This window comes from Spirillospora sp. NPDC052242, from assembly GCF_040679555.1.
Lineage (GTDB): Bacteria > Actinomycetota > Actinomycetes > Streptosporangiales > Streptosporangiaceae > Spirillospora.
On sequence record NZ_JBFAUZ010000023.1, the window covers coordinates 106,762 to 132,048 of the forward strand.

Annotated in this window: 25 protein-coding genes; 9 read left to right on the plus strand and 16 right to left on the minus strand. The window is 73.9% G+C overall.

Annotated elements, in window-relative coordinates:
* The first annotated feature begins 10 nt into the window (after positions 1 to 10).
* Entirely contained in the window at positions 11 to 934 is a 924-nt protein-coding gene (locus AB0L25_RS20325) for an ABC transporter substrate-binding protein (protein WP_500174191.1), read from the plus strand.
* 54 nt (positions 935 to 988) lie between these two features.
* Here AB0L25_RS20325 and AB0L25_RS20330 read toward each other — a convergent pair whose 3' ends face one another.
* Positions 989 to 1,597 carry a dihydrofolate reductase family protein gene (locus AB0L25_RS20330; protein WP_500174192.1) on the minus strand — a complete coding sequence of 203 codons (609 nt, stop codon included), beginning with the start codon at positions 1,595 to 1,597 and terminating at the stop codon, positions 989 to 991.
* Between the two features lie 64 nt (positions 1,598 to 1,661).
* On the minus strand, positions 1,662 to 2,534 hold the full coding sequence (locus AB0L25_RS20335) for a hypothetical protein (RefSeq protein WP_500174193.1): 873 nt from the start codon (positions 2,532 to 2,534) through the stop codon (positions 1,662 to 1,664).
* 72 nt (positions 2,535 to 2,606) lie between these two features.
* Between AB0L25_RS20335 and AB0L25_RS20340 the strand changes: the two genes are divergently transcribed.
* Positions 2,607 to 2,945 carry a HEAT repeat domain-containing protein gene (locus tag AB0L25_RS20340; RefSeq protein WP_500174194.1) on the plus strand — a complete coding sequence of 113 codons (339 nt, stop codon included), beginning with the start codon at positions 2,607 to 2,609 and terminating at the stop codon, positions 2,943 to 2,945.
* Positions 2,946 to 2,951: 6 nt separating this feature from the next.
* Here AB0L25_RS20340 and AB0L25_RS20345 read toward each other — a convergent pair whose 3' ends face one another.
* The 4 genes from AB0L25_RS20345 to AB0L25_RS20360 form a co-directional block, all read right to left on the minus strand.
* On the minus strand, positions 2,952 to 3,380 hold the full coding sequence (locus AB0L25_RS20345) for an STAS domain-containing protein (RefSeq protein WP_500174195.1): 429 nt from the start codon (positions 3,378 to 3,380) through the stop codon (positions 2,952 to 2,954).
* Positions 3,377 to 3,730, minus strand: coding sequence for a helix-turn-helix domain-containing protein (locus tag AB0L25_RS20350; protein WP_500174196.1), 354 nt, complete (start codon positions 3,728 to 3,730; stop codon positions 3,377 to 3,379). The genes AB0L25_RS20345 and AB0L25_RS20350 overlap by 4 nt, the downstream gene beginning before the upstream one ends.
* A gap of 83 nt (positions 3,731 to 3,813) precedes the next feature.
* On the minus strand, positions 3,814 to 4,266 hold the full coding sequence (locus AB0L25_RS20355; protein ID WP_500174197.1) for an Hsp20/alpha crystallin family protein: 453 nt from the start codon (positions 4,264 to 4,266) through the stop codon (positions 3,814 to 3,816).
* 167 nt (positions 4,267 to 4,433) lie between these two features.
* Positions 4,434 to 5,201 carry an IclR family transcriptional regulator gene (locus tag AB0L25_RS20360; RefSeq protein WP_500174198.1) on the minus strand — a complete coding sequence of 256 codons (768 nt, stop codon included), beginning with the start codon at positions 5,199 to 5,201 and terminating at the stop codon, positions 4,434 to 4,436.
* 80 nt (positions 5,202 to 5,281) lie between these two features.
* On the opposite strand from AB0L25_RS20360, the gene hutH reads away from it, so the two are divergent.
* The 5 genes from hutH to hutI are packed head-to-tail and all read left to right on the plus strand — an operon-like array spanning position 5,282 to position 12,263.
* Positions 5,282 to 6,838, plus strand: coding sequence for a histidine ammonia-lyase (gene hutH / locus AB0L25_RS20365; RefSeq protein WP_500174199.1), 1,557 nt, complete (start codon positions 5,282 to 5,284; stop codon positions 6,836 to 6,838).
* 11 nt (positions 6,839 to 6,849) lie between these two features.
* Positions 6,850 to 8,505, plus strand: coding sequence for a urocanate hydratase (hutU, locus tag AB0L25_RS20370; RefSeq protein WP_500174200.1), 1,656 nt, complete (start codon positions 6,850 to 6,852; stop codon positions 8,503 to 8,505).
* Positions 8,502 to 9,701 (plus strand): allantoate amidohydrolase, encoded by a 1,200-nt coding sequence (locus AB0L25_RS20375; protein ID WP_500174201.1) that lies wholly within the window; start codon positions 8,502 to 8,504, stop codon positions 9,699 to 9,701. The genes hutU and AB0L25_RS20375 overlap by 4 nt, the downstream gene beginning before the upstream one ends.
* A 10-nt stretch (positions 9,702 to 9,711) precedes the next feature.
* Positions 9,712 to 11,070: a formimidoylglutamate deiminase gene (locus tag AB0L25_RS20380; protein ID WP_500174202.1), complete on the plus strand. Its 1,359-nt coding sequence runs from the start codon at positions 9,712 to 9,714 to the stop codon at positions 11,068 to 11,070.
* On the plus strand, positions 11,067 to 12,263 hold the full coding sequence (gene hutI / locus AB0L25_RS20385) for an imidazolonepropionase (RefSeq protein WP_500174203.1): 1,197 nt from the start codon (positions 11,067 to 11,069) through the stop codon (positions 12,261 to 12,263). The genes AB0L25_RS20380 and hutI overlap by 4 nt, the downstream gene beginning before the upstream one ends.
* On the opposite strand, the gene AB0L25_RS20390 is transcribed toward hutI, so the two are convergent.
* From AB0L25_RS20390 to AB0L25_RS20405, 4 genes are all read right to left on the minus strand, one after another.
* Positions 12,238 to 12,723, minus strand: a complete 486-nt coding sequence (locus AB0L25_RS20390; RefSeq protein WP_026401085.1) for a flavin reductase family protein — start codon at positions 12,721 to 12,723, stop codon at positions 12,238 to 12,240. The genes hutI and AB0L25_RS20390 overlap by 26 nt on opposite strands.
* A gap of 1 nt (position 12,724) precedes the next feature.
* Complete coding sequence (gene sppA / locus AB0L25_RS20395) at positions 12,725 to 14,428, minus strand: signal peptide peptidase SppA (RefSeq protein ID WP_500174204.1); 1,704 nt, start codon at positions 14,426 to 14,428, stop codon at positions 12,725 to 12,727.
* A 55-nt stretch (positions 14,429 to 14,483) separates the two neighbouring features.
* The gene (locus tag AB0L25_RS20400; protein ID WP_500174205.1) at positions 14,484 to 14,963 is read right to left on the minus strand and encodes a PaaI family thioesterase; all 480 of its coding nucleotides are present in this window, start codon (positions 14,961 to 14,963) and stop codon (positions 14,484 to 14,486) included.
* Positions 14,964 to 15,045: 82 nt separating this feature from the next.
* A complete protein-coding gene (locus tag AB0L25_RS20405; protein WP_500174206.1) occupies positions 15,046 to 16,467 on the minus strand; it encodes a serine/threonine-protein kinase in 1,422 nt (473 codons plus the stop codon).
* A gap of 94 nt (positions 16,468 to 16,561) precedes the next feature.
* Between AB0L25_RS20405 and AB0L25_RS20410 the strand changes: the two genes are divergently transcribed.
* Complete coding sequence (locus AB0L25_RS20410) at positions 16,562 to 17,419, plus strand: NUDIX domain-containing protein (protein ID WP_500174207.1); 858 nt, start codon at positions 16,562 to 16,564, stop codon at positions 17,417 to 17,419.
* A gap of 8 nt (positions 17,420 to 17,427) precedes the next feature.
* Here AB0L25_RS20410 and AB0L25_RS20415 read toward each other — a convergent pair whose 3' ends face one another.
* From AB0L25_RS20415 to AB0L25_RS20425, 3 genes are all read right to left on the minus strand, one after another.
* Positions 17,428 to 17,796: an ACT domain-containing protein gene (locus AB0L25_RS20415; protein WP_500174208.1), complete on the minus strand. Its 369-nt coding sequence runs from the start codon at positions 17,794 to 17,796 to the stop codon at positions 17,428 to 17,430.
* Positions 17,797 to 17,834: 38 nt separating this feature from the next.
* Positions 17,835 to 20,090, minus strand: coding sequence for a 1,4-alpha-glucan branching protein GlgB (glgB, locus tag AB0L25_RS20420; RefSeq protein WP_500174209.1), 2,256 nt, complete (start codon positions 20,088 to 20,090; stop codon positions 17,835 to 17,837).
* A 465-nt stretch (positions 20,091 to 20,555) separates the two neighbouring features.
* Positions 20,556 to 20,774 (minus strand): hypothetical protein, encoded by a 219-nt coding sequence (locus AB0L25_RS20425; RefSeq protein WP_500174210.1) that lies wholly within the window; start codon positions 20,772 to 20,774, stop codon positions 20,556 to 20,558.
* 229 nt (positions 20,775 to 21,003) lie between these two features.
* On the opposite strand from AB0L25_RS20425, the gene AB0L25_RS20430 reads away from it, so the two are divergent.
* Positions 21,004 to 21,792 (plus strand): GntR family transcriptional regulator, encoded by a 789-nt coding sequence (locus AB0L25_RS20430; protein WP_500174211.1) that lies wholly within the window; start codon positions 21,004 to 21,006, stop codon positions 21,790 to 21,792.
* A 68-nt stretch (positions 21,793 to 21,860) separates the two neighbouring features.
* On the opposite strand, the gene AB0L25_RS20435 is transcribed toward AB0L25_RS20430, so the two are convergent.
* The 3 genes from AB0L25_RS20435 to AB0L25_RS20445 form a co-directional block, all read right to left on the minus strand.
* Entirely contained in the window at positions 21,861 to 23,324 is a 1,464-nt protein-coding gene (locus AB0L25_RS20435; protein ID WP_500174212.1) for a maltokinase N-terminal cap-like domain-containing protein, read from the minus strand.
* Entirely contained in the window at positions 23,321 to 25,063 is a 1,743-nt protein-coding gene (gene treS / locus AB0L25_RS20440) for a maltose alpha-D-glucosyltransferase (RefSeq protein ID WP_500174217.1), read from the minus strand. Before treS ends, AB0L25_RS20435 begins: the two co-directional genes overlap by 4 nt.
* A gap of 104 nt (positions 25,064 to 25,167) precedes the next feature.
* The coding region (locus tag AB0L25_RS20445) for a hypothetical protein (protein WP_500174218.1) at positions 25,168 to 25,287 on the minus strand (120 nt) is incomplete at its 5' end.

Below are 25,287 nucleotides of genomic sequence, written 5' to 3' on the forward strand. Positions count from 1 at the left end.
ACGCACACCCATGAAGAAGATGATCCGCGGCGCGGTCGTGGGCCTCGCGGCCGCACTCGCCCTGACCGCCTGCGGCGGCGGGGACGGCGGCGGCGACAACCCGCTCGCGGGCGGGGGCGGTGACTCGTCCGCCGTCACCGTCGGCAGCGCGAACTTCCCCGAGAGCGCGCTCCTCGGCGAGATCTACGCGCAGGCCCTCGAGGCGAAGGGCGTCAAGGTCGAGCGCAAGTTCAACATCGGCGCCCGCGAGGTCTACTACGACCAGGTCGTCAAGGGCGGCATCGACGTCATGCCCGAGTACAACGGCGCCCTCCTGACCACCTCGGTCGACCCGAAGAGCACCGCCGCCACCACCGAGGACATCAACAAGGAGCTCACCGCGAAGCTCCCGGACGGCGTCGCGATCCTCGCCTCCGCGGCGGCCGAGGACAAGGACTCGGTCACCGTCACCAAGGAGACGGCGCAGAAGCACGCCCTCAAGACGATCGCGGACCTTGAGCCCGTCGCGGGCCAGATGACGATCGGCGGCCCGTCCGAGTTCAAGACTCGCCGGCAGGGCCTCGTGGGCCTGGAGAGCCAGTACGGCCTGAAGTTCGAGAAGTTCCAGCCGCTGGACGCCGGCGCCCAGGCGACCCTCGTCGAACTGCTCGTCGACGACGAGATCCAGGCCGCCGACCTGTTCACCACCGACCCGATGATCGCCGAACACGGCCTCGTCGTCCTGGAGGACCCGAAGCACGTCTTCAGCGCCCAGAACGTCACCCCGCTCGTCTACGAGAAGGGCGTGAACGAGGAGGCCCGCACGGCCCTCGACGCCGTGTCCGCCAAGCTCACGACGCAGCACCTCCTCGACATGATGAAGCGCATCGTCGTCGACAAGGACGACCAGGAGAAGGTCGCCGAGGAGTGGCTCAAGCAGAACGCCCTCGCCTGACCCCGGACCGCCGAGAGCCCGCCGCCCGTCCCGGGGCGGCGGGCTCTCGCCGTCTCAGGCGGACGCCTCGTCCGGCGCGCGGTCGTAGGTGAGGACGACCAGGCCGCTGTCCAGCGCCGTGTGGCCGGTGAGCTCCCAGGTGCGCGGGTCGAAGGCGGCGTCGCGGCCGAACAGCGGGATGCCGGCGCCGATGGTGAGCGGCGCGATCTTCACGACGAGCCGGTCGATCTCCGCGTACAGGGCGCCCGCGAGCGCGCCCCCGCCGATGACCCAGACGTCCTTGCCGTCCTCCTGCTTCAGCTCCCGCACCGTGGCGACGGGGTCGCCGGAGACGAGCCGGACGGCCGGGTCCGGGCTCTCGGTCATGGTGCGGGAGAACACGATGTGCCGCAGGTGCGGGTAGGCGTCGGCGACGCCCTGCTTCAGCCCGACCTCGTACGAGCGCCGCCCCTCCAGGACGGTGTCGAAGCGGACGCCCGGGTCGGTGACGCCCAGCGCCTCCCGGGCCGGCCCGGGCAGGGTCTCGGGGTACTCGGCGATGATGTACCGCATGTAATCGTCGGCGATCGGCCAGAACCCGCCCGGCCCGGTCGGATCGGCGCCGTCCGGGCCCGCGACGAAGCCGTCCAGGGTGGACGCGATGTAGTAAACGAGCTTGCGCATATCGATCAGCCTGTCTTCACGTGGTCGAAGTGCATGATCATATGGCTCCGCCCGTCGCCCCACGTCACGGCCGGGACGCGCCGCCGTCGAGGCGGTAGTGCAGTCGCAGGACGGGGATCGTCCAGAGGTCCAGCGCGTGGTCGGTGCGGAGGACGCCTTCGCCGTCCACGTGGACGTGAAAGCGTTCGTGCACGGGGACGCGCCGGGCCCACGCGCGCGAACCGCGCTCGACGACCAGGTACGCGCCGTCCTCGCCCCAGCCGCCCGCCGGCGAGGTGAGCAGGAGGCCGCCGCCCGCCGTCACCTCGGGCCGCAGCAGGACGACCAGCCGCCCGTTCGGCAGCGGGAACACCACGCGGACGCGGGGCTGCGGGACGCCGGGCACGGTGAACGCCTGGTACCAGCCGCTGAAGACCGTGCTGCCGGTCGCGCGCAGCCGCCGCCGCCAGGACGCGCCGAGCGTCGCGCCGTCCGGGCCGACCACGGGGGTGATCTCGCTGGTCATGCCGTGGGCGACGTCGAGCGGGCGCAGGGGGAGGGCGAGCTGCTGGAGGCGGCGGGCGAACAGCGCCGAGATCAGCCAGCCGAACGGCCACGCCCACGGCGACCACTGCGACCACAGGTCGAGCCGCCACCGGGTGGTGCGCTCGTAGAAGTCGCGGACGTGCGGATGCAGGTCGGCGGGGTCGAACGCGGGGCCGTCCAGGACGGTCATCGACGGGAGCAGGCCCGCGCCGGACGGGTCGTCCGGCACGCGTCCGCCGAGCCGTGCGGCCTCCCGGTGCAGCCAGGAGTCGCCGACCCGGTCGCCGTCTCCGCAGGGGCCCGCGAGCCACGGCACGTCCCGCAGGTCGACGCGGCGGCCGGTCAGGCGCACCCAGCGCTGCGTCGCCCGATCGAGCGGCGCCCCGTTCGTCCGCGTGGCGGCGTTCGTCACGGCGCCGAGGCTACGGGACGGGGCGTCTCGCCGGTCGCGCCGGGTGTCGGTGATCGGCAGTAAAGTCGGCCTATGTCGCGGCGGCGTTTCGATCAGGCCATCCAGCAGATGCGCGAGGGCGGCGCGGGCGTCCGGGCGGACGCGTTCGACTTCCTGCGCGAGCACGCCGACGCGTACGTCGACGAGCTGATCGCGGAGTTCGCGGCGGAGGACGACGACGCGCTGCGCTGCCTGCTGCTGGAACTCGTCGCCGAGGCGCGGGCCGTCCAGGCACTGGACCTGTTCCGCGACCAGCTCGAGAGCATGGACGAGTCGCTGCGGTTCTGGGCCGTCCGCGGCCTGGAGATGCTCGACACCCGCGAGGCGTGGCGGGCGCTGGAGCACGCGCAGTCCGAGGGCCTCATCGCCTAGCGGCGGTCACCGCGGCGAACCGTCCCCGGTCTCGTGCGCGCCGTTCTCCGTGTGCATCGGACGGACGGCGCGGGTGCGGCCGTCGGGCGTCTCGGTGATGTGGGGGTCGAGGTCCGCGAAGGTCAGCAGGCGGCGCACGCTGGGGCGGGGGTCGCGGAGGCGCAGGACGCCGCCGTGCTCGGCCAGCCGGTCGCGCGCCCAGACCATGATGGACAGGCCCGTGCAGTCGGTGAAGCGGAGGCCGGACAGGTCGAGCGTCAGCGTCCGGGGGCGGGCGTCCAGGGCGCGGCCGACGGCGGCGCGGGCGCGCCGTTCGCCGGCCATGTCGAGTTCGCCGATCAGCCGCACCACGCGGCTCCGGCCGCGCCGGTACTCCTCGATGGTCAGGATGTTCCGCGGCATCGCGGTCACCGCCTCGTCGGCCGTGAGCGTCATCGGGACCGCCCGCCTCCGCCGTCCCGGGCCGCGCGCGGCGCCTCGGCGAGGGCGGCCAGGCGGGCCGCCAGCTCGTCGCGCTCGCGGGTGACCTCGGCGAGTTCGTGCTGCAGCTCGATGATGCGGCGGATGGCGGGCAGCGTCATGCCCTCGCCCATCATGGTGACGACCTGCTGGATGCGGCCGATCTCGTTGCGGCTGTAGCGGCGCTGGCCGCCGGCGGAGCGCCGGGGGGAGACGACCCGGTGGTCGTCGATGCGCCGCAGGAACGCCTGCTGCACGTGGAGCATGTCGGCGACCTGCCCCACGGTGAACAGGGCCGCGTGCTCGTCGTCCATGGGAAGGGGCACCGGCGTGCGATCCTCTCTGTCGGCGGGGGCGCCGCGGGCGGGCGGCGGGTGCCGCCCGCCCGCGCCGAGGTTCCCGGTGCGGGTCAGTTCCGGATGGCCTTGGGGGCGCCGCCGGTCTGCCGGACGGCGACCTTGCGGGGTTTGGCCCGCTCCAGGACCGGGATGCGGACGGCCAGGACGCCGTTGTCGTACGCGGCCTCGATGGCGTCGGCGTCCAGGTGCTCCGACAGGTAGACCCGCCGGGTGAAGGAGCCCATCGGGCGTTCGCGGACGAACGCGCGCTCGTCCTCGCCGAACTCCTCCTCGCGGCGCGCCGACACGCTCAGGACGCCGCGGTCGACGGTCACCTCGATGGAGCCGGGGTCGATGCCGGGCAGGTCGAACCGCAGGACGACGTCGTCGGCGCGGCGGACGCCGTCCATCGGCATGCTCGCGCCGTCGCCCTGGCCGGCGGCCTGGCGGATCGCCCGGTCGAACTGCCGCTCGAACTCCTGCACGAACGGGTCGATCGACGTCAGCAGCATCGTGTGCTTCACCTCCGAAGATCCCCGGGCGCCGTCGCCCGGGATGTTCTGTGCTCCCGCAGGAAGAGCAAACCTGCAACTACAACTATAGGTACCTTGCTGTAGTTGTTGTCAAACATCGACTGGGGAGCTTGGTGGCTTCCTGTGGACGCCGTCTGAGGAAAGGTGGCGCACCGGGGTCAGCGGGCGGGCGGCCGGCCGGCCAGGCGGGCGGTCAGGGCGGCGGCGGTGGCGCGGATCCCGGTGGCGAGGTCGGGCCAGGTCTCCGGCGGGTGGGCGTCGCGGCGGAACGTGACGGTGATCGCGGCGGTCGGGTACGCGGTGTGGTCGAACGCGCAGGCCGCGATGCTCGCGAACCCCTCGGTGACGTGACCGTCCTCGGACGCCCAGCCGCGGCGGGCGTCCTCGGCGAGGACGCGGCGGAGCGCGCGGAGGGTGGTGGGGCCCCGGCCGGTGCGGTCGACGAGCGGACCGCCGGGGAAGAGGGCGCGGACCTGCGCCGGGGGCAGGTGCGCGAGGAGGGAGCGGCCGCTCGCCGTGAGGTGGGCGGGCATGCGGACGCCCACGTCCGTGACGAGCGTCGCGTGGTGGGGCGGCTGCTCCTTGAGCAGGTACAGGGTCTCGGCGCCGTGCAGGACGCCCAGCTGCGCGATCTCCCGGGTCCGGTCGACGAGGCGGCGCAGCAGGGGGCGGGCGAGGCGTTCGAGGGGTTCGTGGCGCAGGTAGGCGGAGCCGATCTCGAACGCGGCGACGCCGAGCCCCCAGCGGCGCTCCTCGGGGACGTAGGCGACGAAGCCGTCCTCGGCCATCGCGGCGAGCAGGTGGTAGGCGGACGAGCGGGGGAGATCGAGGGCGCGCGCGATGGACGACGCGGGCAGCGGGCCGGGCGCGGCGGCCAGGTGGCGCAGGACCGCCAGGGCGCGGCGCGCGGCGGGGACCTGGCTCATGGCCCGATTGTCTCGTATCCGAGACGGATTGCGGGCGGGCGGGGTCGTCTCGGGCTCTCGTGGACGCTGCAATGGTGGGTATGGCTTCTGGTGTGGGGGACAGGGTTGTCCGGGTCGGCCCGGAACCGCTTGCGTTCGGCGACGTGGTGGCGGTGGCCCGCGACGGGGCGCGCGTCGCGCTGACGGACGAGGCGTTGAAGGTCATCGGGGAGGCGCGGGCGCACATCGAGGAGCTGTCCGCCCGGCCGACGCCGGTGTACGGGGTGTCGACGGGCTTCGGCGCGCTGGCGACGCGGCACATCGCCCCGGAGATGCGGGATCAGCTGCAGTTGAACATCGTCCGGTCGCACGCGGCCGGGTCGGGGCCCGAGGTCGAGCGCGAGGTTGTCCGGGCGCTGATGCTGCTGCGGCTGCGGACGCTGGCGACCGGACGGACGGGCGTGCAGCCGACGACCGCGCGGACGCTCGCCGCGCTGCTCAACGCGGGGATCACGCCGCAGGTGTTCGAGTACGGCAGCCTGGGCTGCTCGGGCGACCTCGCGCCGCTCGCGCACGTCGCGCTGGCCCTGATCGGGGAGGGGCGCGCCCGGGACGCGCGGGGCGAGTTGCGGGACACGGCGGGCGTGCTCGCGGAGGCGGGCATCGCGCCGGTGAAGCTCGCGGCCAAGGAGGGGCTCGCGCTGCTGAACGGCACCGACGGGATGCTCGGCATGCTCGTGCTGGCGATGCACGACCTGCACCGGCTCCTGACGGCCGCCGACCTGGCCGCCGCGATGAGCGTCGAGGCGCTGCTCGGCACCGACCGGGTCTTCGCCGCCGACCTGCAGGAACTCCGTCCGCACCCCGGGCAGGGGACGTCGGCGGCCAACCTCCGGCTGCTGCTGGCCGCGTCGGAGATCATGGAGTCGCACCGCGGCCCCGACTGCACCCGGGTCCAGGACGCCTACTCGCTGCGCTGCTCGCCGCAGGTGAACGGCGCCGCGCGGGACACGCTCGCGCACGCCGAGCTGGTCGCCGGGCGGGAGCTGGCCTCGGCCGTCGACAACCCGGTCGTCCTGCCGGACGGGCGGGTCGAGTCGAACGGGAACTTCCACGGCGCGCCGGTCGCGTACGTGCTCGACTTCCTGGCGATCCCGGTCGCCGACGTCGCGTCGATGTCGGAGCGGCGCACGGACCGCATGCTCGACAAGGGACGGTCGGCGGGCCTGCCGGCGTTCCTCGCGGACGATCCGGGCGTCGACTCCGGGCACATGATCGCCCAGTACACGCAGGCCGCGATCGTGTCGGAGCTGAAGCGGCTCGCGGCGCCCGCGAGCGCCGACTCCATCCCGAGCTCGGCGATGCAGGAGGACCACGTGTCCATGGGCTGGAACGCGGCGCGCAAGCTCCGGCGCGCGGTCGACGGCCTAGCCCAGGTCGTCGCGATCGAGATCCTCACCGCCGCGCGGGCGCTCGACCTGCGGGCGCCGCTGCGGCCCGGCCCGGCGACGGGCGCCGTGGTCGCGCGGCTGCGCGACGCCGTCCCCCCGCCCGGCCCCGACCGCTACCTCGCCCCCGAGATCGCCGCGGCGACCGCGCTCGTCCGGGACGGCTCGCTCGTGGCGGCCGCCGAATCCGTTGTCGGCCCCCTTTCCTGAAGGAGTTCCCCATGTCCGGACCTCGGACGGTACGCGCCCCCCGCGGCGCCGAACTGACGGCGAAGGGCTGGCCCCAGGAGGCCGCCCTGCGGATGATCCAGAACAACCTCGACCCGGAGGTCGCCGAGCACCCGGACGAGCTTGTCGTCTACGGCGGCTCGGGGAAGGCCGCGCGGAGCTGGGACGCCTTCGACGGCATCGTCCGCTCGCTCACCGATCTGGCGGGCGACGAGACGCTGCTCGTCCAGTCGGGCAAGCCGGTCGGGATCTTCCGCACGCACGAGTGGGCGCCCCGGGTGCTCATCGCGAACTCCAACCTCGTGCCGCAGTGGGCGACGTGGGAGGAGTTCCGGCGGCTGGAGTCGCTCGGGCTGACGATGTTCGGGCAGATGACCGCCGGGTCGTGGATCTACATCGGGACGCAGGGGATCCTGCAGGGGACGTACGAGACGTTCGCGGCGGTGGCGGCGAAGCGGTTCGGCGGCACGCTGGCTGGGACGGTGACGCTCACGGCGGGGCTCGGCGGCATGGGCGGGGCGCAGCCGCTCGCGGTGACGATGAACGGCGGCGTCGCGATCTGCGTCGAGTGCGACCCGTCGCGGATCGAGCGCCGGGTGGAGCACCGGTACTGCGACGTGCGGGCGGAGTCGCTCGACGACGCGCTGCGGCTGGCCGAGGAGGCGCGGGCGGCGCGGCGGCCGCTGTCGATCGCCGTCCTCGGGAACGCGGCGGACGCGGTGCCCGAGCTGCTGCGGCGCGGCGCGCCGATCGACATCGTCACCGACCAGACGAGCGCGCACGACCCGCTGATGTACCTGCCGTCCGGCATCGACTTCGCCGACATGGCGGACGCGCGCGAGAAGGACCGCGACGGGTTCATCTCCCGCGCGCGCGCCTCCATGGCGAAGCACGTGGAGGCGATGGTCGGTTTCCAGGACGCGGGCGCCGAAGTGTTCGACTACGGCAACTCGATCCGGGGCGAGGCACAGCTGGCGGGGTACGAGCGCGCGTTCGCCTTCCCCGGGTTCGTCCCCGCTTACATCCGCCCCCTGTTCTGCGAGGGCAAGGGCCCGTTCCGGTGGGCGGCGCTGTCGGGCGACCCGAAGGACATCGCGCGCACCGACCGCGCGATCCTGGAGCTGTTCCCGGAGAACGAGTCGCTGGCCCGCTGGATCAGGATGGCGGGGGAGAAGGTGCACTTCCAGGGGCTCCCGTCGCGCATCTGCTGGCTCGGCTACGGCGAGCGCGACAAGGCCGGGGAGGCGTTCAACGACCTCGTGGCGCGCGGCGAGGTCGGTGCCCCGATCGTCCTCGGCCGGGACCACCTCGACTGCGGCTCGGTCGCCAGCCCGTACCGGGAGACCGAGGGCATGGCGGACGGATCGGACGCCATCGCCGACTGGCCGCTGCTGAACGCGATGCTCAACACCGCGTCCGGCGCCACCTGGGTGTCGATCCACCACGGCGGCGGCGTCGGCATCGGCCGGTCGATCCACGCGGGCCAGGTGTGCGTGGCGGACGGGACGCCGCTCGCCGCCGAGAAGCTGCGGCGCGTGCTGACGAACGACCCGGGCACCGGCGTGATGCGGCACGTGGACGCCGGGTACGACCGGGCCGCCGAGGTCGCCGCCGAGCGCGGCGTCCGGATCCCCATGCAGGGCGCATGAGCTTCGAGGGCATGTGGGCGGACCTGCTGCCGCTCGGCCGGAACGCGGCCACGGGCGGCTACCGCCGGTACGCGTGGACGCCGCCCGAACTGGAGTGCCGCGCCTGGTTCGCCGACGAGGCGCGGCGGCGCGGGCTCGACCTGGAGCACGACGCCAACGGCAACATGATCGCGTGGTGGCGGCCAGAGGACGGGTCCCGGGACGACGCCGTGCTGACCGGCAGCCACCTCGACTCCGTCCCGGACGGCGGCGCGTTCGACGGCCCGCTCGGCATCGTGTCGGCGTTCGCCGCGATCGACCTGCTGCGGGACCGCGGCGCCCGGCCGCGGCGGCCGATCGGCGTCGCGGCGTTCGCCGAGGAGGAGGGCGCCCGGTTCGGCGTCGCCTGCCTCGGCTCCCGGCTGCTCACCGGGGCGATCGACCCCGCGCGGGCGCGCGCGCTGACCGACGCGGACGGACGGACGTTCGCCGACGTTCTCCACCACGCGGGACTCGACCCCGAGGCGATCGGCCCCGACGACGACCTGCTGGACCGCGTCGGCTGCTTCGTCGAACTCCACGTCGAGCAGGGCCGCGCCCTCACCGGGCCCGTCGGCGTCGCGAGCGCGATCGTCCCGCACGGACGCTGGCGGTTCGACTTCGCGGGGGAGGGCAACCATGCGGGCACGACCCGCCTGGCCGACCGCCGCGACCCGATGCTCCCGTTCGCGGGCATGGTGCTGGCTGCGCGCGAGGCCGCCGAACGGAACGGGACGGTCGCGACCGTCGGCAAGGTCCGGGTCGCGCCGAACGGGGTGAACGCGGTCGCGTCGTCGGTCACCGGATGGCTGGACGCGCGCGGGCCCGACGACGCGGCCGTCCGCCGGACGGTCGCCGACGTGGCCGCGGCGGCCCGCGCCGCCGCCCGTCCGCACGGCGTCACCGTCGACCTCGCCGAGGAGTCGTACACCGAGATCGTCGACTTCGACCTCGCGCTGCGCGACCGGCTCGCGGCGGTGCTTGGCGGCGTGCCCGTGCTCCCGACCGGCGCGGGCCACGACGCCGGGATCCTGTCCGCGCGGGTGCCGGCGGCGATGCTGTTCGTCCGGAACCCGACCGGGGTGTCGCACGCGCCCGCCGAGCACGCCGACACCGCCGACTGCCTCGCGGGCGTCGCCGCCCTCGCGGCGGTGCTGGACGACCTGACGGCCGGGTAGGAGAACCGGTATGCAGTGGCATGCGCAGTTCGCCTGGCTCGGCGACGGTGTGGCGGCCGACGTGCTCGTCGCGGCCGACGGCGAACGGATCACCCGCGTCGAACGCGGCGTCCCGGCCCCGCCGGGCGCCGTCCGCCTCCCCGGCCTGACCCTCCCCGGCCTCGCCGACGCCCACTCCCACGCCTTCCACCGCGCCCTCCGCTCCCGCGTCCAGAAGCACCGCGGGACGTTCTGGACGTGGCGGGAGCAGATGTACCGGGTCGCCGACCGGCTCGACCCGGCCTCCTACCGGGCCCTCGCCGCCGCCGCGTTCGCCGAGATGGCCCTCGCCGGGATCAGCTGCGTCGGCGAGTTCCACTACCTGCACCACCGCCCCGGCGGCGACCCCTACGACGACCCGAACGCGATGGGCGAGGCGCTGATCGCCGCCGCCGCCGACGCCGGGATCCGCATCACCCTGCTGGACGCCTGCTACCTCGCCGGCGGCATCGGGCGGCCCCTCACCGGCACCCAGCTCCGCTTCGGCGACGGCACGGCCGGGAACTGGGCCCGCCGCGCCGGCGCCCTCCACGACACCGTGCACAAGGCGGGCCCCGGGCACGCCCGGGTCGGCGCCGCGATCCACTCCGTCCGCGCCGTGCCCCGCGAGCAGCTCGGCGCCGTCGCGTCCTGGGCGCGGGAGCGGCGCGCGCCGCTGCACGTCCACCTGTCGGAGCAGCCCGCGGAGAACGACGCCTGCCGGGAGGCGTACGGGACGACGCCGACGCGGCTGCTCGCCGAGGCCGGGGCGCTCGGCGCGTTCGCGACGGCCGTGCACGCGACCCACCTGACCGGCGACGACATCGGCCTGCTCGGCACCACCGCGACCGGCGTGTGCATGTGCCCGACGACCGAACGCGACCTCGCCGACGGCATCGGCCCCGCCCGCGACCTGGCCGGCGCGGGCTCCCCGCTGTGCCTCGGCTCCGACCAGCACGCCGTGGTCGACCTGTTCGAGGAGGCCCGCGCCGTCGAACTGGACGAGCGGCTGCGCACCCGGCGGCGCGGCCACTGGACGGCCGGGGAACTGCTGACCGCCGCGACCCGGCACGGGCACTACGCGCTCGGCTGGCCGGAGGCGGGCCGCATCGAACCCGGCGCGTACGCCGACCTCGTCACCGTCGACCTCGGGTCGGTCCGGACGGCCGGGGCGGGGAGGGAGCACGCCGCCGAGGCGGCCGTGTTCGCCGCGACCGCCGCCGACGTCCGGCACGTCGTCGTGTCCGGCCGCCCGATCGTCCGCGACGGCCGCCACCTGCTGATCGGCGACGTGCCCGGCGCGCTGGCCGAGGCCATCGACACCGTCACCCGGGAGGAACCCGCCGCATGACCGAACGCGACACGCGCAGCACCCTGATCACCGGCATCGGCGAACTCGTCACGAACGACCCCGCGACCGGCGAGGGCCCGCTCGGGATCGTCCGGGACGCCGCGCTCGTCCTCGACGGCGGCACGGTCGCGTGGACGGGGCCCGCCGCCGGCGCCCCGGACGCCGACGAGCGGTTCGACGCCGGGGGACGCGCCGTCCTGCCCGGGTTCGTCGACTCGCACGCCCACCTGGTGTTCGCGGGGGAGCGCGCCGAGGAGTTCGCCGCCCGGATGAGCGGCGAGCCTTACGCGGCGGGCGGCATCCGCACCACGGTCGCCCGCACCCGCGCCGCGTCCGACGACGAGCTGCGCGCGACCGTCCGGCGGCTCGTCGCGGAGATGGCCCGGCAGGGCACCACGACCGTCGAGTGCAAGTCCGGGTACGGGCTCACGGTCGAGCAGGAGGAACGGGCGGTGCGGATCGCCGCCGAGCACGCCGACGAGGTCACGTACCTGGGCGCCCACGTCGTCCCGGACGGCACGGACGCCGCGTCCTACACCCGGCTCGCGGCGACCGAGATGCTCGCCGCGTGCGCGCCGCACGCCCGCTGGGTCGACGTGTTCTGCGAGCGCGGCGCGTTCGACGCCGACCAGGCCCGCGAGATCCTCGAGGCGGGGATCAAGGCGGGACTCGCGCCGCGCCTGCACGCGAACCAGCTCACCGAGGGCCCGGCCGTCCGGCTCGCCGTCGAGCTGGACGCCGCGTCCGCCGACCACTGCACGTTCCTGTCGGACGCCGACGTGGACGCGCTCGCCTCGTCCCGGACCGTCGCGACGCTCCTGCCGGGCGTCGAGTTCTCCACCCGCCAGCCCTACCCGGACGCGCGCCGCCTCCTGGACGCGGGCGCCGCGGTGGCGCTCGCGTCCGACTGCAACCCCGGTTCCTGCTACAGCTCCAGCATGGCGTTCTGCGTCGCCGTCGCCGTCCGCGACATGCGGATGACCCCGGCCGAGGCTGTCTGGGCCGCCACCGCGGGGGGCGCGCGGGCCCTCCGCCGCACCGACGTCGGACGCCTCGCGCCCGGCGCGCGCGCGGACGTCCACGTCCTGGACGCCCCGTCGCACATCCACCTCGCCTACCGCCCCGGCGTCCCCCTCACCAAGGCGGTCTGGAAGAAGGGCGCGCGGGTCACTGCCCCAGGTAGCGGCGGTTGACCCGGATCAGCGGCTTCCGCTCCCGCGCGATGTAGTCGGCCGCCAGGACCTCCGCGACGAACAGCGTGTGGTCGCCCGCCACGATCGTCTGCCGGTTCTCGCACTCCAGCGCCGCGAGCCCGTTCTCCGGGACCAGCGCGTCCGACACCGGCCCCCGATGGTGCGGCTCGCCCGCCAGCAGGATCCGCGCGCCCGGACGGCCCGCCGCCGCGAACCGCCCGGCCAGCGCCCGCTGCCCGGACGACAGGACCGTCGCGGCCCACCGGTCGCGCCGCCCCAGCACCTCCGCCAGGTACGACGACGAGGACACCCCCGCCAGCACCATCGGCGGCTCCAGCGACACCGACATGAACGACGTCACCGTCGTCCCGTGGTCGTCGCGGCCGTCGCGGACCGTCAGCACCACCACGCCCGTGGCGAACCCCGCGACGGCGTCGACGAAGTCCGTGCCGGCCGCCACGTCAGCGGATCTCCCAGAAGCCCGGAAGGGTGAGCGGCCCCGCCGACGGCAGCCCCAGCCGCGCCGCGAGCCCGCCCAGCGACCCCCAGCCGTCGAACCGCGCGGACGCGGCGGTGCGGTCCTCGCTCGACTCCGGCGGCTTGAGCCGCTCCAGCGGCGACGCGTGCGGGTACGACCGGATCGGCGCGTCCGCGGGCAGCCCGCCCTTCTTCCGCGCCAGCTCCAGCGCCGCCTCCAGGCCGCCCAGCTCGTCCACGAGGCCGCCCTCGCGGGCGTCCGCGCCCGTCCAGACCCGGCCGCGCGCCAGCTCGTGCACCCGGTCCCGCGACAGCCCGCGGCCCTGCGCGACCTTCGCCGTGAAGTCGTCGTAGATGCGGTCGAGGGACGCGTTGATCCGCTCCCACTCCGACTCGCTGAACTCCTTCGTGGAGCTGAACATCCGGGCGTGGTCGCCGTCCGCGACCGTCCCCATCCCGACGCCGACCCGGTCGAGCAGATCGCTGACCACGGCCTTCCCGACCACGACGCCGATCGACCCGGTGATCGTCCCGGGCTGCGCCAGGATCACGTCGGCGCCCATCGACACGTAGTAGCCGCCCGACGCCGCCACGTCGCCCATCGAGACGATCACCGGCTTGCCGGCCTTCCGCGCCAGCGCGACCTCCCGCCAGATGGCGTCCGACGCCACCGCCGAACCGCCCGGGCTGTTCACCCGGAACACGATCGCCTTGACCCGCTCGTCCTTCACCGCCGCCCGGAACGCGGCCCCGACCGTGTCCGAGCCCATCGCCGGACCCGAGTTCGGCAGCGGCCCCCCGCGCCCGCTGCGGCCGAGCCGGATCGGGCCCTGGCCGTTGATCAGCGCCACGACGTCCTGCCTGCCGGGCTGCGGCAGTTTCTTCGCGAGCCCCTGCGTCCGGTTGTAGCGGGCGACGAACCGGAGCTGCGCCTCGTCGCCGAACCGCTTCCGGAGCGCCGCGTACACCTCGTCCCGGTACCCGAGATGGTCGACGAGCCCCTCCTCCAGGGCCTCGTCGGCCAGCAGCGGGCCGCGGTCGACCAGCTCCCGCACCTTCTCCACCGGCAGGCCCCGCGACTCCGCGATCCCCGCCGCGAGCTGCTCCCCGAACGACGCCACCAGCCGCCGCGACGACTCCTCGTGCTCGGGCGTGTACGCCTTCTCCATGAACGTGTTCGCCATGGTCTTGTACTCGTGCCGCGCCGCGAACAGCGGCCGGATCCCGGCCTTCTCGAGCGCCCCCGCGAGGAACGGCTCCTCCAGCGCCACGCCCGTCAGCCCCACGTCGCCCGTCGGCTGCAGGTACACCTCGTCGAACGCGCTGGCCAGGTAGAACGGCACGTTGCCGCGCCCGCCCTCCCCGAACGTCTCGGCCCACGCGACCGTGTGCTTGCCCGCGTCCCGCAGCGCCCGCACCGACTCCCGCAGCTCCTGCGCGAGCGCCATCCGCATCTCGCCGGAGATCTTCACGACCAGCGCGCGCACCCGCGCGTCCGACCGGGCGCGGCGCAGGCCGTCCAGGACGTCCCGCAAGTTCGTGCGGCGCATCGACATGATCGCCGAGATCGGGTCGGCGGGCGCGGTCTCCACGATCCCCTCGGTGAGGTCCAGCTCGAGGATCAGCGGCGCCGTCCGCCGCTCGCGTGCCTGCTTGATGACGTTGACGACTGTGCCGGGATCCACCATGGCTTCAGCCTATGTGCTGTGTCGCCCAGGGGGTCGTCCCCCTGGGCGACACAGCTCAGCGGGCGAAGGCTCGGTTGGGGAGGACGCTGGCGGACGCCTGGGCGACGGGGCGGCCGGAGGCGTCGGAGATCAGGGCGTTCGCGACCATGCGGGTGCCGCCCGGGTGGACGCAGGTTCCGGTGACCGTGTAGGGGCGGCCCGCGTGGACGGCGCGCAGGTAGTCGACGTTCAGGTTCAGGGTGAGCATCGGCATGAAGTGCTCGCACGTGCTGGAGCCCGCGAGGCAGACCGCGTTGTCCATGATCATGGCGATGTAGCCGCCGTGGACGGTCCCGCCGGGGTTGCACAGGTGCTCGCCGGGCGTCCAGGAGATGTCGACCCGGCCCGGCTCGGCGCCCGTGATGACCTGGCCGATGTGGGTGTTGATGTCGGAGATCTCGGGGAACCGGCCGTCGGCGAGCGCCCGGATCAGCTCGGCGCCCGACAACGTGTTCCACATGTCGGCATGCTCCTGCGGTCCCGCCTCGACGCTCAACGCTGCTCCCTGATCAACCGGCACGTCCGTCCCGAATGGTATTCGGGGGCGCGGGGCGCGGCACTGTGCCGTTCATCACGGGTCAGGCGGCCCGGAGCAGGCCCTCGACGTTGCCGGTGCCGCTCGCGCGGTACCGCAGGCCGCCGGACACGCGCTCCAGCGTGACCCTGCCGCCCATGCAGAAGCCGGTGACGCCGGTGCCGTCCTCGACGTGCTCCTGGAACTCGGCGCGGGACGGGGCGGCGTCGGTGAGGGACAGCGACATGCGGCAGCCCCACCCGGTGTAGTCGGCCGTGCCCTCGCCGTCGTCGTCGAGGTCGATCGTGACCGGGGTGCTCGCGTCCCCGAAGGTGATGCCGCCGGTCTGGGTGATCGTGCCGGTCCAGGTGCCCGAGAACCCGTCGGGCAGCGGCCCGTCGGACGACTCGGACGGGCTCGGCGACGGGCTGGACGGGCTGGACGGGCCGCCGGTGGGGGTGTTCGTGGGCGTCTCGGGGACGCCGGAGGAGGACGACGCGGCGGGCGGGGTCTCGCCGGAGCCGCCGGTGAGCGCGTCGAAGGCGAACCAGCCGCCCGCGAGGAGCACGATCACGGCGACGACGGCCGGGACGGCGGCGCGGGCGCCCTTCTTCCGGGGGCGGGGGGCCTCCGTGGCGGGCGCGGGCGCGGCCCCCGGCGGCGGCGGGGGAAGCGGGGCGGGGCCGTGCTGGGCGGACGGGTCGACGAGCCGCACCATCAGGTCGCGCGCGGTGGGGCGGCGGGACGGGTCCTTCGCGAGGCACTCGGTGAGCAGCGGCGCCAGCCAGGACGGCACCCCGTCGAGGTCCGGTTCGCCGTTCGCGATGCGGTGCATGACGGCGGGGATGCTGTCGGCGGGGCCGAACGGCGGGCGCCCCGTGGCGGCGTACACGATCGTGCCGGCCCACGCGAAGACGTCCGACCGGTCGGTCGGCGGGTGCCCCTCCAGCCATTCGGGGGCGAAGTACGCGGGCGTCCCGACGAGCTGGGTGTGGGTCTCGGCGTCGATGGCGCGGGCGATCCCGAAGTCGACGACGCGGGGGCCGTCCGGGCCGAGCAGCACGTTCGCGGGCTTGAGGTCGCGGTGGACGATCCCCGCGCCGTGGATCGCGGCGAGGGCGCTGGCGGTGTTCACGGCGAGCCGCTGCAGCTCGCCCTCCCGCAGCGGGCCCTGCTCCAGCACGCGGTCCTGCAGGGAGGGGCCGTCGATGTACTCGCTCACCACGTACGGGACGGCCGCGTCCGCCGAGGCGTCCAGGACGGCCGCCGTGCAGAACGGCGCGACCCGCTGGGCCGCCGCCATCTCCCGGGCGAAGCGCGCGCGGGCCGACTCGTCGGTGGTCTTGAGCATCTTGACGGCGACACGCTCGCCCCCGGGGCCCTCGCCGAGGAAGACGACGCCCTGGCCGCCCTCGCCGAGCCGCCCGGTCAGGCGGAAACGCCCGACGCTGCGGGGGTCGTCGGGGTAAAGCGGGGCAGGCGGCATCTCTCTCCTCGTGCGGGACCGGCGGGGGCGCCGAACGGACCTCACCACGGTACTTGCCATCGCGAGCGCGTACGCAGCGGCTATGGTCGGCTGCATGGGTGACGGCGACGGGTGGGCCGACTGCGCGCAGGGGCACCGCCACTGGGGACGGTTCGGCGCGGCGGGGCTGCTCGCCTACCACCGGGACCCGGACGGCCAGGTGTGGACGCTGCTGCAGCAGCGCGCGTGGTGGGGGCTCGGCGGCGGCACGTGGGGCATGTTCGGCGGCGCCCTGCACAGCCACGAGGACGCCGTGACGGGCGCGCTGCGCGAGACGTCCGAGGAGTGCACGCTCGACACCGGCACCGTGACCGTCCACGGCACCAGCGTCGAGGACCACGGCGGCTGGTCCTTCACGTCGGTGATCGGCGAGCTGCCCGAGCGGGCCCCGGTGAAGGCGGCGTCGCGGGAGACGCGCGGCGCCCGCTGGGTGCGGGTCGAGGACGTCGAGTCCCGCAAACTGTTCGAGCCGTTCGCCCGGTCGTGGCCGCGGCTGCGGGACGCGATGGTCCGGCTCGTCCTCGTGGTGGACGCCGCGAACGTCGTGGGCGCGAGGGCCGACGGCTGGTGGAAGGACCGGGCGGGGGCGAACGCCCGCCTCCGGGACGACCTGAAGTCGCTGAACGGGGGAGTGACGGGCGTGCCGGACGGGCTCGTGCCGTTCGACCGCTGCTACCCGGAGGTCGTCCTGGTCGTGGAGGGGCAGGCGCGGGGCGTCGCGGACGAGCCGGCGGACGGCGTGCGGGTGACGGCGGCGCCCGGCAGCGGCGACGACCACATCGTGGACCTCGTCACCGATCCCGCGCCCGGCACCGTGCACCTGGTGGTGACGGCCGACCGGGAGCTGCGGGCCCGCTGCGCGGCGGCGGGCGCGGGCGTCACCGGCCCCCGCTGGCTCCTCGACCGGCTCTGACCGGGCGGTTACGCGCCGTCGACGCGGTGCCCGGCGGCGCGGAGCGCGTCGGCGGCGCTCGTGCGGGAGTGCTCGGGCACGAGGACGAGGTCGGCGTGGTAGGTGGAGGCGACGAACACCGAGATCCCGGCCGCGGCGAGCGGGCCGACGATCGCGGCGAGCATGCCGGGGACGTCGAGGCCGTGCCCCGCGTCGCCGTAGAAGCCGACCCAGCGCTGCGCCTCGCTGTAGGGGGACGCCTCGCGGACGACGGTGAGGCCCTCCGGCGCGCGGACGAGCGCGATCCACTCGTCGTCCTCGGGGAACGTCGCGTGCGGCAGGTGCCCCACGGTGAACTGGGACGGGACGAGGTGCAGGTGCTGGCCGTCGGCGCTCATGGGGCAACTCTATTGAGCGGCGCAGGCGGGCGCCCGGACTATTCGGGCGCGAACCAGACGGCGCCGAGCGGCGGGACGCGCAGGACGGCCGACGCGGGCAGCCCGTGGCAGGGTTCGGCGACGGCCTCGATGCGGCCGAGGTTGCCGACGCCGCTGCCGCCGTACTCGTACACGTCGGTGTTGAGGATCTCCCGCCAGCCGCCGGTGCGGGGGAGGCCGAGCCGGTAGTCCTCGTGCGGGTTCCCGGAGAAGTTGACCACGCAGGCGACGACCGGCGGTTCGGCCGCGCCCGCCGCGCCCGCCGCGCCGTCCTCGGGCGCCGTCCCGTACCGCAGGTAGGAGAGCGTGTTGCCGCCCGCGTCGTTCCCGTCGATCCAGCGGAACCCCTCGTGGTCGTTGTCGCGGGTCCACAGCGCGGGCTCCTCGCGGTAGGCGAGGTTGAGGTCGCGGACGAGTTTCTGCAGGCCGAGGTGGTTCGCTCCCTCGGCGGCGTTCTCCAGCAGCCACCAGTCCAGGGGGCGTTCCTCGGCCCATTCGGCACCCTGCCCGAACTCCTGCCCCATGAACAGGAGCTGCTTGCCGGGGTGCGACCACATGTAGGCCAGGAGCGCGCGCAGCCCGGCGAACTTCTGCCACGTGTCGCCGGGCATCTTGCTGAGCAGCGAGCCCTTCCCGTGGACGACCTCGTCGTGCGACAGCGGCAGGACGTAGTTCTCCGAGAACGCGTACATCAGCGAGAACGTGATCTCGTTGTGGTGGTAGTGCCGGAACACCGGTTCGTGGCGCAGGTACTCCAGCGTGTCGTGCATCCACCCCATGTTCCACTTGAAGCCGAACCCGAGGCCGCCGAGGTGGGTGGGGCGGGACACGCCGGGCCAGGCGGTCGACTCCTCGGCGACCGTGATGATGCCGGGGTTGCGCTTGTAGACCGTGGCGTTCATCTCCTGCAGGAAGGAGATGGCCTCCAGATTCTCGCGTCCGCCGTACACGTTCGGCGTCCAGCCGCCCTCTTCGCGGGAGTAGTCCAGGTACAGCATCGACGCGACGGCGTCCACGCGGAGCCCGTCGATGTGGAACTCCTCCAGCCAGTACGACGCGTTCGCGACGAGGAAGTTGCGGACCTCGGCGCGGCCGTAGTTGAACACGAGCGTCCCCCAGTCGGGGTGCTCGCCGCGCGCCGGGTCGTCGTGCTCGTACAGGGCGGTGCCGTCGAACCGGGCGAGGGCCCACTCGTCCTTGGGGAAGTGGGCCGGGACCCAGTCCATGAGGACGCCGACGCCCGCCTGGTGCAGCCGGTCGACGAGGTACCGGAAGTCGTCCGGGTCACCGAAACGGGAGGTGGGCGCGTAATAGGACGTCACCTGGTAGCCCCAGGACGGCCCGTAGGGATGTTCGGTGACGGGCAGGAGCTCGACGTGCGTGAAACCCATGTCCTTGACGTACGAGGTGAGTTCCTCCGCGAGCTCCCGGTAGCCGAGGCCGGAACGCCACGAGCCGAGGTGGACTTCGTACACGCTCATCGGCTCGTGCAGCCAGTCGTGCTGCTTGCGGGCGTCCATCCACTCGGCGTCGCCCCACTCGTAGGACGAGGTGAACACGCGGGACGCGGTCGCCGGCGGGAGTTCGGTGTGGCGCGCCATCGGGTCGGCCTTGGTGCGCCAGTGCCCGTCGGCGCCGAGGATCTCGAACTTGTAGCACGTCCCGTCGGCGACGCCCGGGACGAACAGCTCCCAGACGCCCGTGGAGCCGAGCGACCGCATGGGGTGGGCGCGCCCGTCCCAGTGGTTGAAGTCGCCGACGACCCGGACGCCGCGCGCGGTCGGCGCCCACACCGCGAACGCGGTGCCGGTGACCTGGCCGAACGCCGAGGTGTAGGTGCGGACGCGGGCGCCGAGCGCGTGCCACAGCTCCTCGTGCCGGCCCTCGCTGATCAGGTGCAGGTCCAGCTCGCCGAGCGTCGGCAGGTGCCGGTACGGGTCGTCCTGCACGTTCTCGAACCCGTCGCCGTAGGTGACGGCGAGCCGGTAGTCGGGCACCGCGAGCGGTGCCTCGTCCTCGTCGTCGCCCGACAGCGACGAGCCGATCGGCAGCGTGCCCGCGAACACGCCCTGGTGGACGTGCCGGAGCGGGTGCCGGTCGCCGTTCGGCAGGACGACCTCGACCCGTTCGGCGAGCGGCCGCAGCGCCCGGACGGTGACGCCCGAGCGGCCGGGATGGGCCCCGAGAACGCCGTGCGGATCATGGTGGTCGCCGCCGACGAGCCTGTCGATCTCCGCGTGCGTCACCCGCGCCATGGCGTCATGGCCTCCTCGTCCCCGTCCCCGGTCGTCGCTTCCACAGGGATGAGTGCCCCGAGATCGGCCTGTTTCACATGAGCGGACCGACCCCTTTCCAACAGATTGCGATCCGTTCAGGAGGCGGGGGTTGCGATCGGGGTTGATGCACCGTCTTGTGACGGTTGTGCCACTCTCGGCGACGGACGGGCGGTGCTTCGGGCCGCCGAACAATTCTTGGCGTCCGGCGGGATTCTCAGCGGAAAAGTTGCGACCGTACGGGAGGCGCCACTCTTTGTTTGGGGTCGCGCGGAAAGGCGCCGCCCGTACGGTCACGTCCATATGGCCCCAGGGGCTACATCGACCCCTCCGCCCCGGGCTCCAGTTCAGTGTCACTCCAGCGACACAAGTACCTGTCGTTCCGGCCCGTCCCGGCCCGGTCCGGCCCCGCGCACGGGCCGGGCCGCGACGGTCCCCGCGTCCGCGTCACCGGTCGCCGCGCCCCTCCGCGGTCTGCTCGCGCAGCAGCGCGCGCAGGCCCGCCGAGTCGTCCGCGGCCACCGTCATCGCATATCCCGCCTGCAGTTGGGCGTCGGTGAGGTCGCCGCTGCGGGTCGCGTACCAGCGCCCCGCGTCGCTGCGCCAGACCTGCCAGCCCGGAAACTCCGCCTCGATGGCCGTCTTCAGATCGTCGAAGTCCCCCATCAAGGTCGTCCTTTCCCCGAGGCGGCTTTCTGTATACAAAAGTCTTACTCGGTCTCAGAGGTGTCAAGCTGTCCGTAAGCGGACCGTGCCCCCGCGGATAGCGCCGAGCAGGGATGGAAGGGACTGGAGGGGCCGCCGAGAATCGAACGCCGGATCGAACGCCGGAGGGAGCGCCGCGCCGCGGACCGTGCGGCGGCGGGGCGCGCCGAGGAAGGGGAGGTGGACGCCCGTGCCGGACCGTCCCGCCTATCTGCGCATCGCCGACACGCTGCGAGAAGGGATCCGGGACGGCAGCCTCCCGCCGGGATCGCGGCTGCCGACCTTGGCGCAGCTGCGGCGGGCGCACGGCGTCTCGGAGATCGTCGTGCGGCAGGCCATCGGGGTGCTGCGCGGCGAGGGTCTCGTCGAGACGCGCCGCGGCGGCGGCACCGTCGTCCGGATCCGGCCGCCCGCCCGCCGCGTCGCCATGGACCGGTACCGCGCCGTCGCCCCCGCCGGCCCGTCCGCGAGCCCGGCCGAGCAGGCCGCCGCGGCGCCGCAGACGACGTTCACCCGCGACCAGAAGATCTCCTGGGAGGAGTACCGGCTCGACAAGGAGTTCACCCGGGTCCGCGCCGACCCCGAACTGGGCGCGCTGTTCGAGCTGCCCCCGGGGACGGAGCTGCTGCGCCGCCGGTTCGTCTTCTACGCGCGGGGCGAGCCGCAGCAGATCTCGGTGAACTTCCTGCCGTGGGACCTGGTCGGCGGCACCCCGGTCGCCGACCCCGCCCGGGAGCCCTGGCCCGGCGGGACGCTCGCGCAGCTCGCCTACCTCGGGCACCCGCCGACGCGCGTCGAGGAGTCGGTCCGGTCGCGGATGCCGACCCCCGAGGAGATCGAGACGCTCCGGCTGACCGGCGGCGTGCCCGTCCTCGCCATCACCCGCCGGCTGCTGTCGGGGCCCGGCGTGATGGAGGTGTGCCGCGACATCGTGCTGCCCGCCGACCGCGTCGTCCTCGACTACGCCATCGACCTCTGACCGCGCCGACCTCCGACCGCGCCGACCTCCGACCGCGCCGACCTCCGACCGGTGCCGTCCGGTGGGCGTCAGCCCGCCAGCCGTTCCAGGGTGCGGAGCGGGACGGGCAGCCAGGACGGCCGGTTGCGCGCCTCGTAGCGGATCTCGTAGACGGCCTTGTCCAGCTCCAGGGCCCGCAGCAGCCCGGCGTGCGCCACCGGGTCGGGGCCGCCCGCATCCGCGTACCCGCGGCAGAACGCCGCCCGGTTCCGCTCCGCCCACGCCCGCGCCCGCTCCTCGACGGCCGCGGCGGCCGCCGGGGGAGCGTCGCCTCCCTCCCCGGTCTGCAGGTACCGCGCCGCGTACTCGAACGAGCGCAGCATCCCCGCGACGTCCCGCAGCGGGTGCCCGAGCGCCCGCCGCTCCCGCGGCGTCCGGGCGGGCTCGCCCTCGAAGTCCAGCAGCACCCACCCGGTGTCGGTCCGCATCGCCTGCCCCAGGTGGTAGTCGCCGTGAACGCGCTGGAACGGCAGCGCCCGCGCGTTCGCCGCGCACCGCGCGAACACCTCGCGGATCGCCGCGGTGTACGGGCGCAGGTCCGGGACGGCCGCGCTGACCTGCGACAGCTGCTCGTTCATGTCGGCGACCCGGGACCGCAGCTCGTCCGGCGGTACCTCGGTCACCCCGAACGCGGCGGCGAGGTCCTGGTGCACCTGCGCGGTCGCCGCGCCGAGCCGTTCGGCCTCCGCCGCGAAGTCGCCCCCGGCGGCGCCGGCGTCCCGCGCCGTCGGGACGGGCGCCGCCGCGGGCCCGGCGCCGGGCGGCGCGGGCGGCTCGGGCTGCGCGAACCAGTCGCGGACGCTGGTGAGGGCGAGCTGCCAGCCGTCGGTCCCGGTCCGCAGGTACTCCGACAGCAGCGCCAGCGTCACCGGCTCGTCGCCCCCGTCCCCGGCCGCGGCCGGGTCGAGCTCCATCCACCCGTGGACGGCCGGGACGTGCGCGCAGCCCTGCCGGGACAGCGCGAGGTTGATCTCCAGGTCGGGGTTCACGCCCGGCGCGAGCCGGCGGAACAGCTTGCAGATGTAGGCGTCCCCGAAGATCAGCGACGTGTTGCTCTGCTCGGCCGGGCTGGGCGCCGCGTCCAGGTCGGTCCGGATGGCGGTGCCGGGCGCGTGCCGGAACCGGACGGGCCCGAGCGCGTCGCCCGCCGCCATGTGCGCGAGCAGCGGGCGGGTCAGCTCGGGGTCGTGGGCCGCGTCGTAGACGTGCTCGACGCCGCCGCCCGCCGCCGCGACCCGCCCGATCTCGCCGGGCCGCAGCCGTTCCGGCAGGACGCGGCGGACGCCGAGGAGCAGCTGGTACCGGTCGGTGACGCCGTCCTGGCCGACGTCCAGGACGAGGTGGTGCAGGCCCGGGTCGCCCGGCCGCAGCACGGTCGCGGTGCCGATCGACAACCCGTCGATCGGGCGGTGCTTCCCGCCGAACCACCGCTGCCTGGGCAGCCATTCCGCCAGGAGCCGGACGAGCGAGCGGTCGGGCGGCGCCACGGTCACATCACCTCTTCACCGGGTTCGGTCTCGTCGGGCGGCGGGGGAAGGAGGAACCAGTAGAAGCCGTGGCCGGGCAGCGTCAGCAGGTACGGCAGCTCGCCGATCGCGGGGAACTGCACGCCGCCCATGCACTCGATCGGCGTCGACCCGCGGAACCGCCGGAGGTCCAGCTCGACCGGCTGCGGGAAGCGCGACAGGTTGTTCACGCACAGGACGGTGTCCATGCCGCCCCACTGGTTGGCGTCCCCGTTGCCGATCTCGCGGGTGTACGCGAGGACGGACGGGTTCGACGCGGACAGCTCGACGTACGAGCCGACGCCGAACACCGGGTGCCGCTGCCGGATCTCGATCATCTTGCGCGTCCAGTGCAGCAGCGACCCCGGATTGCCCGCGAACGCCTCGACGTTGACGGCCTGGTAGCCGTAGATCGGGTCCATGATCACCGGCAGGTACAGCCGCGCGGGATCGCACTTGGAGAACCCCGCGTTGCGGTCGGGCGTCCACTGCATGGGGGTGCGGACGGCGTCGCGGTCGCCGAGCCAGATGTTGTCGCCCATGCCGATCTCGTCGCCGTAGTACAGGACGGGCGAGCCGGGCAGGCTGAGGAGCAGCGCGGTGAACAGTTCGAGCTGGTTGCGGTCGTTGTCGAGGAGCGGCGCCAGGCGGCGGCGGATGCCGATGTTGGCCTTCATGCGCGGGTCTTTGGCGTACTCGGCGTACATGTAGTCGCGCTCTTCGTCGGTGACCATCTCGAGCGTCAGCTCGTCGTGGTTGCGCAGGAAGATGCCCCACTGGCAGTTCTCGGGGATCTTCGGCGTCTGCGCCATGATCTCCGAGATGGGGTAGCGCTGCTCGCGGCGCACCGCCATGAAGATCCGCGGCATCACCGGGAAGTGGAACGCCATGTGGCACTCGTCCCCGCCAACGCCCGGGTCGCCGAAGTACTCCACGACGTCGCCGGGCCACTGGTTGGCCTCGGCGAGCAGGACCCGGTCGGGGTAGAGCCGGTCGACCTCGGCGCGGACGCGCTTGAGGTACGCGTGCGTCTCGGGCAGGTTCTCGCAGTTCGTGCCCTCGCGCTCGTACAGGTACGGGACGGCGTCCAGCCGGAAGCCGTCGATCCCGAGGTCGAGCCAGAACCGCAGGACTTCCAGCATGGCGTCCTGGACGGCCGGGTTGTCGTAGTTCAGGTCGGGCTGGTGCGAGAAGAACCGGTGCCAGTAGTACTGGCCGCGCACCGGGTCGTAGGTCCAGTTCGACTGCTCGGTGTCGACGAAGATGATGCGCGCGTCCGGGTACTTCTCGTCGTCGTCGTTCCACACGTAGAAATCGCCGTACGGCCCGTCCGGGTCGGTGCGGGACGCCTGGAACCACGGGTGCTGGTCGGACGTGTGGTTCATGACCAGGTCGGCGATCACCCGGATCCCGCGCGCGTGCGCCTCCTCCACCAGCTCCACGAAGTCCCCGAGCTCCCCGAATTCCGGGAGGATCTTCGTGTACTCGGCGATGTCGTAACCGCCGTCCTTGAGCGGCGACTGGTAGATCGGCAGCAGCCACAGGCAGTCGATGCCGAGCCACTGCAGGTGGTCCAGCTTGGAGATGAGGCCGCGCAGGTCGCCGTACCCGTCGTTGTTGCTGTCGGCGAACCCGCGCACCGACACCTCGTAGAACACCGCCGTCTTGAACCAGTGCGGATCGCGGGGCGTCTCCGGGCTGAAGGCGTCCGGGACGGGTTCCGACATCGTCGGGACGGCCTCGGCCGGGTATTCGGCGACGGGCTCGTCCGCGGGCACCTGGCCGGGCTCGTGGAGGTCGTGCGCGCGGGGTTCGGGCTCGTGGGGGCCGCTCAAGTCTCCTCCTCCCGCAGCGTGAGGACGTGGGCGGGTCGGGTGTGGGGGTCGAGGTGGACGTAGTTGGCTTTGGTCCAGGTGTAGGTGGTGTCGTCGAGTTCGTCGGTGAGGGTGAA